Origin of the sequence: Candidatus Pelagibacter sp. HIMB1506 (assembly GCF_052047935.1) — a bacterium.
Taxonomy (GTDB): Bacteria; Pseudomonadota; Alphaproteobacteria; order Pelagibacterales; family Pelagibacteraceae; genus Pelagibacter.
The window spans coordinates 1,381,229-1,391,652 of sequence record NZ_JBNAIS010000001.1 but is presented as its reverse complement, the minus strand read 5'-3'; the positions used below and the strand labels follow the sequence as shown (position 1 = coordinate 1,391,652).

Here is a 10,424-nt window from a genome sequence, read left to right as displayed (position 1 = left end):
TTTTAAATATCAAGATTTTTTACATTAATAGCATTTGAGACTATGAAATCTTTTCTTAACGCAACATCACTTCCCATTAGTGTATGTATAAGACTTTGATCTTTTTTAAGATCCTTAGAGTACTGCACTTGAAGCAAGTTTCTAGTTTCAGGGTCTAAAGTTGTATTCCACAACTCTTCTGGATTCATTTCACCAAGACCCTTGAATCTTTGTATATTCATTTTTGATTTTTCTAAATCTAAGGCATTTAAGTAGTCTTTTGAGCCTCTTTTCAATTTTTTTAATTCCTTGTTATTATTTACGATATAATCCTCTAATTCTTTTTCATCTTTAATATAAATCCCTTTTGAACCTTTATTAATTTTAAACAATGGTGGTTGAGCTAAATAAACGTGACCATTTTCAATTAATTTATTAAATGGTTTGTTATTAAAAAAAGTTAACAACAATGCTCTTATGTGAGAACCATCAACATCGGCATCGGTCATTATAATTATTTTACCATATCTTAAATCTTTTAAATCTATTTCCTGAGATTTAGGATCAAGTCCGAGTGCATTAATTAATGTTACTATCTCATTTGAAGATATCATCTTTGCAAGAGCTTTTGTTCTTAGATCAGAACCATTGCCATTGCCATTGCCATTTTTTTTTATATTTATATCCTCAACGTAAGTGTTTAAAATTTTACCTCTTAGAGGCAAAACTGCTTGATTTGCTCTATTTCTTCCTTGTTTAGCGGAACCACCTGCTGAGTCTCCCTCAACTATAAACAATTCTGTACCCTCTTGTTTTCCTATCTGACAATCGGCTAATTTTCCCGGTAATCCACTTAACTCAAGAGCTCCTTTTCTTCTTACATTTTCTCTAGCTTTTCTTGCAACATCTCTAGCCATAGCTGCTTGAATTACTTTAGCCAAAACTATTTTGGAAATTGATGGATTTTGATCAAACCAAATTGATAATTTTTCATTTACCAAAGTTTCAACAATCATTCTTACCTCAGACGAAACTAACTTATCTTTGGTTTGTGAAGAAAACTTAGGATCAGGGATTTTAGTTGAAAGCACACACGTTAAGCCTTCTTTAATATCATCTCCTGAAATAGCTAATTTATTTTTTTTTAATAAATTATTTTCATTTGCATATTTATTTACGACTCTTGTAAGAGCACTTCTAAAACCTAATAAATGTGTTCCACCATCTTTTTGATAAATATTATTTGTGTATGGAAATATATCTTCTGCATAACCAGCATTCCATTTTAATGAACACTCTATTTCAATATTATTCTTTTTGCCTTCAATATAAATTGGTTTTCGAAATAAATCATTACCATTTTTATTTTTTAGTTTTTCTCTTTTCTCATCTAAAAAGTCTACAAACTCTAAAACACCACCATCAAATTTAAATTCAGATGTCTTTTCTTTTTTTTGACTAGCGTCAGTAAAAATTATTTTTATACCTTTATTTAAGAAAGCTAACTCTCTCATCCTTTTAATTAAAATATTTGCACTAAATTTAATTGATGAGAATATATCTTTCGAGGGTAAGAATGTTATTTGAGTTCCTGTATTTTTAGATTTTCCAACTACTTTAAGAGGAGATTTTGCTTCACCATTTTTAAATTCAATAAAGTGTTTTTTTCCATCTCTGTTTATTTCTAATTTTAGTTTTTCTGACAATGCATTAACAACTGAAACACCAACGCCGTGTAGTCCACCGGAAACTTTATATGAGTCATGATCAAACTTACCACCTGCATGAAGTTGAGTCATAATTACTTCGGCTGCAGATTTTTTTTCCCCTTTATGCATGTCAACAGGGATACCTCTTCCATCATCATTTACAGTAACTGTTCCATCAGAATTAATTTTTACATTAATATTTTTACAATGACCTGCTAATGCCTCGTCTATAGAATTATCTACAACCTCATAAACCATATGATGTAAACCTGTGCCATCATCGGTATCACCTATATACATACCAGGTCTTTTTCTAACCGCCTCAAGACCTTTTAAAACTTTAATTGAATCTGCTTTATATGTATTTTTGTTTGTCATATTTAAATTTTGGAAAAGAAAAATTATACCATTTTTTAACAAAAAATGTTCATTTATAATTATTAGTTATTATACAAAAGCTCAAATAAACGTTTAATATCAATACTTTTAAGCATTTATATACAAATTTTTATAAAAAAATTATAATTTCTCTTTACGCCTAAAAAAATAACTTGGTCCCATTTTTTTAACAAAAACATAGTTGCATTTATTTAAATATTTTTTTAAAGAAATAAATTTATTACCATTTAAAATTTCAATGCAGATTAATTTTGGTTCATAGAAATTTAATTTTATTGATTTTAAAACTTTTATATCAAATCCTTCAACATCTATATTTAAAAAATCAAACTTATTTTTAACAATTTTGTTAATTTTTTTAGATTTAATATAATAAGAATTTTTTTTGATACTTTTTAAATTCAATTTCTTGGAACGATTTAAAGAAATTGTATTAAGTGGACTAAAAATATTTTCAATACTTACTTTAACATTTTCTTCTTTATCACTTATTGCAGCACATATATTTCTATCATTAGGTCTTACAATGTTAAATAAATCTATAGAAGTTTGGTTCAAGTCAATATTTGTACCTTTCCAACCCATTTTATATAAAAGATAAGTATTACTATATTTTATTGGATTAAAAGCACCAACATCTAAATAAATACCTTTTTTTTGTTTTTCAAAAAATTTAGTAATAAAGCTATCTTCACCACATTGTGAATATGTTTTCTTTTTAAGAAAAAATTTTTCCAACCAAATGACTCGAAAATATAAATAAGGTTTGTAAAAAAAACTTTTTCTAGTAATAAATTTTTTTATCATTATTTTTGTTTAGTATTCATATTTGGCGGAGAGAATGGGATTCGAACCCATGAAAGAATTTCTTCTTTACACGCTTTCCAAGCGTGCGCCTTCAACCACTCGGCCACCTCTCCAAAAAATTTAATCAATGTAATCTCGAAAAATTTGTAAATTATCTAAAATATATTTTGGATAATCACTATTTATATTTTTCACCTCATATTCATGTCCACGGTTAAATAGATCAATTTTTTTTCTGATCTTTTCTTCTATAACTTTAACAGATGAATAGATATCACTTGAATATTCACTATGAGCGAAGGTTTTTAGTTTTAAGGATATATTTTCAGGTGACATTAAATTATTAAAGTGCCATCCTCCATTTTCTATTAATTGAATATTTTTTTCTTTATCAAGTCTAAAAAAACTATATTTTAAATTTTTTCTAACTACTTTCTGTCTTATATAGTCAATTGATTTAAGATTTTTTTTTCTACAAACTCTTGTACCTTCCCATGGACTTTCGTATTTGTTAAAAATATTTATCTTGTAACAAAAACAATCTTGTAAAAATATTCCATACTTATTTTGTAAGTTAAAATTTTCTAGTATTTTTGGATTAGGAATTTCATCTGGATCTGAAAACATTATATAATCTTCATCTTTAGCTAGTTTCAATCCATTAAAAATAAATTCTCTTTGTTTAGCTTGATTTTCCCACAAATCTTTACTTTCAAACTTATCTTCAAGAACCAAGTAAATAATTTTAGATTTATATTTTTGATTTAGAAGTTTGAAATTTAAGTCTTTTTTATGTCCCCTATGATCATAAACTGACTCACAGACAACAAAATAATCAACAAAATTGTTTAAAATTTCAAATCTTATATTTGTTATAAAATTTTCATTAAAAAAAGTAATACAATCAAAAATTTTACTTCCCATTTCAAATTATTTTTAAAAATTCCTCATATGTTATGGTTCTCATAATTTTATTATAATTCTCATAAAAGAATTTATATTTTAAATTTTTGAACGAGTTATTTTTTAAATCTAACTTATTAGTATTTGGATTATTTTTGATTACTCCTAAACCTTGATCTGCTAAAACTGTATAAGTATCAACATGCTCCCAGGTTCTAGTTTCAACAATAGCTTTCCATACATCTCCATTCCATGTATATCTTGTTCTAGGTACCCTTTGATGATTAATGGATGGTGGCAAACAATCATGTAAAATTATCATTCCATCTCTATTTAAAATTTTGATTGAATTAACAATATCTCTCTTGACTTGATCGTATTCATGTAATCCATCTATAAAAATACAATCAAAACTTTTTTTATTTTCCCTAAAAAAATCATCACTAAATCCTCTATAATTTCCTCCACTAACGGGATCAACTCCAATTTTTTCTATATTAATTTTATCAAACACTTCATTTTTATGGCAACCAATCTCTAAATAATTTTTATAATTTTTTTTTTCAATAATATATTTAATTAGATCAATTCTATTTCTTTTATCAAAATCAAAATTAATTTTTTTTGAGAATTTTTCACTTAATAATAAATGATAGATTTTATTCAAAAAAAAATTTATATTTCTATTTTGTTCAAGCTTATTAATTAACATTACCTTATTTTTCTTTACTTATTTTTAATACACCAATAAAGGCCTCTTGGGGTATCTCCACTCTTCCAAACTGTTTTGATCTAGCTTTACCTTTTTTCTGTTTTTCTAAAAGTTTTCTTTTTCTATCCGTAGCACCACCACCATGAATTTTTGTTAAAACATCTTTTTTAAACCCTTTGATAGTTTCTCTAGCTATAATTTTTCCTCCAATTGCAGCTTGGACAGGAATCATAAAATTATGTCTTGGAATAAGGTCTTTAAGTTTTTCACAAACTTCTCTTCCGGTTTTTTGTGCAAAATCTTTATGAATCATCATAGCTAAAGCATCAACAGGTTCAGCATTGACTAAAATACCAAGTTTTACTAGATCACCTTCTCTATGCTCAATTATTTCATAATCAAAACTTGCATATCCACTTGTCATTGACTTAAGTCTATCGTTGAAATCAAACACAACTTCGTTTAAGGGAAGTTCATAATTTACTACTGCTCTACTTCCAGAATAACTAAGATTGGTTTGTACTCCTCTTTTGTCTTGACACATTTTAATTATTGAACCTAAGTACTGATCTGGAGTAATAATGGTTGCCTTAATCCAAGGTTCTTCAATATATTTTATTAATGTAGGATCAGGTAAGCTTGATGGATTTTGTAAATCCATCTTATCACCATTGTTCAAATGAACTTTATAAACTACCCCAGGGGTTGTTGTTAATAAATTAACATCAAATTCTCTTTCAAGTCGCTCTGTTACAATTTCTAAATGAAGCAAACCTAAAAACCCACATCTAAAACCTAACCCTAAAGCTGAAGATGACTCTGGTTCAAAAGAGAAGCTTGCATCATTTAATTGTAACTTTGCTAAACCATCTTTTAATTTTTGAAACTCTGAACTATCTACAGGAAACAATCCACAAAATACTACAGGTTTACTAGGTTTAAAACCTGGTAAAGCTTCCTTTAATGGTTTTGTTGCATCACAAATTGTATCTCCAACTTTTGTCTCTGATAACACTTTTATACCTGTTGTGATAAATCCTATTTCTCCTGTTTTTAATTCAGTGATATCAACTGGCTTTGGTGTAAAAACACCTACTTTTTCAACAATATATTCTTGATTTGAAGACATCATTTTGATCTTCATGTGTTTTGAAAGTTTCCCATCTATAACTCTAACTAATATGACAACACCTAAATAAGTATCGTACCAACTATCAACTAGTAAACATTTTAAATCTGATGAACTTTCACCTTTTGGTGCTGGTAAAGTCGTTATAATTTGCTCTAAAATATCTCCTATTCCTTCACCAGTTTTTCCTGAACATGGAATAGCATTCTGTGTGTCTATTCCAATAACTTCCTCAATTTGCTTTTTTGTTCTTTCTAAATCAGAAGCTGGTAAATCTACTTTATTTAATACTGGGACAATTTCATGATTTGTATCTAATGCTTGGTAAACATTTGCTAAAGTTTGAGCCTCAACTCCTTGTGTACTATCAACAATCAAAATTGAACCTTCACAAGCATATAAAGATCTGCTTACCTCATAGCTAAAGTCTACATGGCCTGGAGTATCTATAATGTTTAAAATATATTCTTTTCCATCTTTAGCTTTATAATTTAGCTTTACTGTTTGAGCTTTAATAGTGATACCTCTCTCTCGTTCAATATCCATTGAGTCTAAAACTTGAGCTTTCATCTCTCTTTCAGTCAGACCACCACAACTATGAATTATTCTATCTGCAATAGTAGATTTTCCATGATCAATGTGTGCGATGATTGCAAAATTTCTTATATTATCGATTGAACTCATTGGCTTTAGGATCGAATTTTAGCGCCAGTTTTATTTTCGACTGTTTCTATAATTGACTTATTTATTTGATCTAAATCCGCTTCTTTAAGAGTTTTTTCTTGTGATTGAATTGTAACACTGATCGCAATTGATTTTTGGTTTTCAGGAATATTATCGCCCTCATAAACATCAAAAACTTTAATGTTAGAAATCAAATTTTTATCAACATTTGATACAACATTTACCAAATCTTGAACTTTAATTTTCTTATCAACTATAAAAGCAAAATCCCTTTCTGACTTTTGATAATCTGAAACAGAATATTTTGTTTTTTGATCTTTTAATGATTTTTTTGGTAATTTTAAATTTTCAAGAAATATTTCAAAACCTACTAAAGACTCGGTTTTCATATCTATTTGCTTAATAATATTTGGATGAATTTCACCAAAGTATGCAGCCACACTTTCTTTACCTCTGTTCAAAAATAATCTTCCTGATTTACCTGGATGATAATAATCAGGTGTTTCATCATCAATAAAAAATTTTTCTGCATCGTAACCTGCTTCAACTAAAGTTTGGACTACATCTTTTTTAATATCAAAAACATCGACATTTCTCTCTTTTTCTAACCAAGAAAGACGAGATTTTTTTCCAGCAGATAAACCACAGACTACTATATTTTGTTCACCAGGTTGTTTTCCAAAAAATATTGGTCCTATTTCAAAAATAGATAAATCTTTAAATCCTCTATCTATATTTTTGCTCATATACATAATTAAATTTGAAAATATTGAATTTCTTAAAACTCCTAATTCTGAACTTATAGGGTTCACAATTTTTAATTCATCATTTTGTCCTTTAAAATGATCATTATATTTTGCATCTGTGAAAGACCAAGTAATTGCCTCCAAATAACCTTTTGAAGCAACAGATCTTTGAAGGAAATGAAACAATTTTTGAGTTTGCGTTAAAGTGGATTTTTTTCTCACTTTGATAGGTTCTTCTATCTTTATTTTATCATAACCAACTATTCTTACCAATTCCTCAACAACATCTATTTCCTGAGTAATATCTGGTCTCCAGGATGGGATACTTAGTTTAAAAACTTTTTTATCTTTTTTACATGTAAAACCTAAGTTATCCAAAATTTTTAACATATCTTTTGTTAAAATTTTAAAACCTGTAACTTTTTCAAACGAATTTGGATCAAATTTAATTATTTGATTTTTAAATGTACTAATTTTTTGGATATCAATCTTACTAATTTCACCACCACAAATTTCTTTAATTAAAAAAGCTGCTTTATTTAAACCTTCTTCAATTGATAATTGGTCTATTCCTCTTTCAAATCTAAATTTTGCATCTGTATCAATATTTAATCTTTTTGCTGTTCTTCTAATTGATCTTGGATCAAAATAAGCGGACTCAATTAAAACATTTTGTGTATCCATTTCTGTTCCAGATCTTGTACCTCCGATGATACCACCAAGTCCTAACACACCTTTATAATCACTAATTACACACATATCATCTTCAAGTTTATAGGTTTTGTTATCTAAAGCTGTGAACTCTTCACCAGATTTTGAGTTTCTAACAATTATACCTTTTTCAATTTTATCAGCATCATATGCGTGTAATGGCCGATTAATATCTATCATTACATAATTTGTAATATCAACAATTGCTGAAATAGGTTTTTGACCTATAGAAATTAATTTATCCTTTAACCACTTTGGACTTTCGGTATTTTTTACATTTGTTACCAAACAGCTTCCAAAAGAAAAACATCCTTGGTTTTTTTCGTTTTTAATTTTTACTTTAATTGTTTGTGATTTTTTCGATTTTATTTTTTGTTCTTTAATCTGTTTTAATTTACCAAAGCCTGAAGCTACTAAATCTCTAGCTATTCCTCTAACGCCAAGACAGTCTGGTCTGTTGGGTGTGATTGATAAATCAATCAAATTAGAACTAGATTGAGTAAAAAAACTTTTTCCAATACTATTGTTGTATTTCGAAGATGAAAGCTCAGTAATTCCATCACTTTCTTCAGACAAATTGAGTTCTGATTCAGAACAAAGCATACCATAAGATGTAACATCTCTAATTTTTGCTATGACTAATTTAGTTTTATTTTTTGGAATAACCGCACCAGGAGGAGCATAAACAGTAATTAAACCTTCTCTAGCATTTGGTGCACCACATACGACCTTCTTAATCTCTTTTTCACCTACATCAACATCACAAACTTTTAAACGGTCTGCATTAGGATGTTTTTCAGTTTTTAAAATTTTTGCTACTTTGAATAAATCTAAACCTTCAGATAAATTTTCAACACTTTCAACTTCAAGTCCTATATCAGTTAATTTCTCAAGTAACTTTTCTTCCTTGGCACTTACAGATAAATGATCTTTTAACCAATCAAATGTTATCTTCATCGACTTAGACCTCTATAATTTGTGGGAACATCAAGAGGATCAAATCCAAAATGATTTAACCATCTGTAATCACAGTCAAAAAAAGCTCTTAAATCATTAATGCCATATTTTAGCATAGCTAACCTGTCTATACCTATGCCAAATGCATATCCTTGGTATTTAGCAGGATCAACTTTAACATTTTTTAAAACATTTGGATGAACCATTCCACATCCTAAAATTTCAAGCCACTGATCCCCTTCTCCTATAACAATTTTACCATCTTTAATTTCGTAACCAATATCTACTTCTGCAGATGGTTCTGTAAAAGGAAAATGACTTGGTCTAAATCTCATTTTGATTTTTTCCACTTCAAAGAACTCTTTAATAAAATAATTTAAACATCCCTTTAAATGACCCATGTTAATATCTTTATCTATATGAAGGCCCTCAACCTGATGGAACATTGGCGCATGTGTTTGATCACTATCTGATCTATATGTTCTACCTGGAGCAATAATTTTAAACGGTGGCTTGTCTTTTAACATAGTTCTAATTTGAACTGGTGAAGTATGCGTTCTTAATAGAACTTCCTTATTTTCGTCTAAATAAAAAGTATCGTGCATATCACGAGCTGGATGATTATCTGGAGTATTTAGTGCAGTAAAATTATTATATTCGTTTTCTACATCTGGTCCTTCTTCAACACTAAAACCTATTTCTGAAAATATAGATGAAATTTCATCTATCGTTTGAGATACAGGATGAATTTTTCCTCTAACAAAAGGTCTTGCAGGTAAAGTTATATCAACTTTTTCTTTTTCAAGTTTTTGATTAACTTCTTTTGTTTCTATTTCTTTAATCTTTTCTGAAATTAAAGATTGCAGTTCATCTTTTATTTTATTCAAGTCTGCTGCAAAAGTTTTTCTGTCAGACTCTGGTATTGATCCTACAGTTTTGAATAAAGATGAAATTTGACCATTTTTTCCAAATAACTTTGTTTTGATTGAATTGATTTCATCTAAACTTAGCTCATTCTTGAGCTTTGATAAAAATTGATCTCTAATATTTTTTATGTCTGACATATTAGTAGATTATTTCCTTAAGAAATAAAAACAATAGAGATTAATTTAAAGCGGATTGAGCTTTTTGTACAATTGTTTTAAATGCTTCTGGACTATCGTAGGCAATTTCAGCTAAAATTTTTCTATCTATTGTAACACCACATTTACTTAAACCATTAATAAATTTTGAATAAGTCATACCCTCTGCTCTTACACCGGCATTAATTCTCTGTATCCATAATGATTTGAAATCTCTTTTTTTATTTCTTCTATCTCTGTAAGCATACTGCATAGATTTCTCCATAGCTTGTTTAGCAACTCTGATAGTATTTTTTCTTCTGCCCCACTGACCTTTTACGGCTTTCAAAACTTTCTTATGTTTTGCTTTACTTGTTACGCCTCTTTTAACTCTTGCCATTGTTACCCTCTTAAACTGTAAGGCATGTATGATTTAACAATTTTGCCATCTTGTTTAGACAAAGTTGTAGTGCCTCTTAATTTTCTAATTTGTGAATTCGTTCGTTTAATCATACCGTGTCTTTTACCTGCTTGAGCAGATATAACTTTACCCTTAGCTGATATTTTAAATCTTTTTTTTGCAGAGCTTTTTGTTTTTAATTTTGGCATAATTCTGCGGACTTATAC

Annotated in this window: 9 protein-coding genes and 1 tRNA gene; all 10 read right to left on the bottom strand. The window is 28.3% G+C overall.

The window, feature by feature from the left end:
* Positions 1 to 2: 2 nt before the first annotated feature.
* The 10 genes from ACTTA8_RS07425 to rpmI all read right to left on the bottom strand — a co-directional run bounded on the left by ACTTA8_RS07425 (position 3) and on the right by rpmI (position 10,406).
* A complete protein-coding gene (locus ACTTA8_RS07425; protein ID WP_440655238.1) occupies positions 3 to 2,066 on the bottom strand; it encodes a DNA gyrase subunit B in 2,064 nt (687 codons plus the stop codon).
* Between the two features lie 141 nt (positions 2,067 to 2,207).
* A complete protein-coding gene (locus tag ACTTA8_RS07420; protein WP_440655236.1) occupies positions 2,208 to 2,894 on the bottom strand; it encodes an FkbM family methyltransferase in 687 nt (228 codons plus the stop codon).
* Positions 2,895 to 2,917: 23 nt separating this feature from the next.
* Positions 2,918 to 3,007 (bottom strand) — tRNA-Ser (locus tag ACTTA8_RS07415).
* 7 nt (positions 3,008 to 3,014) lie between these two features.
* Complete coding sequence (locus ACTTA8_RS07410; protein ID WP_440655235.1) at positions 3,015 to 3,818, bottom strand: glycosyl transferase family 17; 804 nt, start codon at positions 3,816 to 3,818, stop codon at positions 3,015 to 3,017.
* 1 nt (position 3,819) lies between these two features.
* Positions 3,820 to 4,509, bottom strand: coding sequence for a class I SAM-dependent methyltransferase (locus tag ACTTA8_RS07405; protein ID WP_440655233.1), 690 nt, complete (start codon positions 4,507 to 4,509; stop codon positions 3,820 to 3,822).
* Between the two features lie 4 nt (positions 4,510 to 4,513).
* Entirely contained in the window at positions 4,514 to 6,322 is a 1,809-nt protein-coding gene (lepA, locus tag ACTTA8_RS07400; protein WP_440655232.1) for a translation elongation factor 4, read from the bottom strand.
* A gap of 5 nt (positions 6,323 to 6,327) precedes the next feature.
* On the bottom strand, positions 6,328 to 8,736 hold the full coding sequence (gene pheT / locus ACTTA8_RS07395; protein ID WP_440655231.1) for a phenylalanine--tRNA ligase subunit beta: 2,409 nt from the start codon (positions 8,734 to 8,736) through the stop codon (positions 6,328 to 6,330).
* Positions 8,733 to 9,800 carry a phenylalanine--tRNA ligase subunit alpha gene (gene pheS / locus ACTTA8_RS07390; RefSeq protein WP_440655230.1) on the bottom strand — a complete coding sequence of 356 codons (1,068 nt, stop codon included), beginning with the start codon at positions 9,798 to 9,800 and terminating at the stop codon, positions 8,733 to 8,735. The genes pheT and pheS overlap by 4 nt, the downstream gene beginning before the upstream one ends.
* A 40-nt stretch (positions 9,801 to 9,840) precedes the next feature.
* Positions 9,841 to 10,197, bottom strand: coding sequence for a 50S ribosomal protein L20 (gene rplT / locus ACTTA8_RS07385; RefSeq protein WP_440613511.1), 357 nt, complete (start codon positions 10,195 to 10,197; stop codon positions 9,841 to 9,843).
* A 2-nt stretch (positions 10,198 to 10,199) separates the two neighbouring features.
* The gene (gene rpmI / locus ACTTA8_RS07380) at positions 10,200 to 10,406 is read right to left on the bottom strand and encodes a 50S ribosomal protein L35 (protein WP_023854436.1); all 207 of its coding nucleotides are present in this window, start codon (positions 10,404 to 10,406) and stop codon (positions 10,200 to 10,202) included.
* Positions 10,407 to 10,424 lie beyond the last annotated feature (18 nt).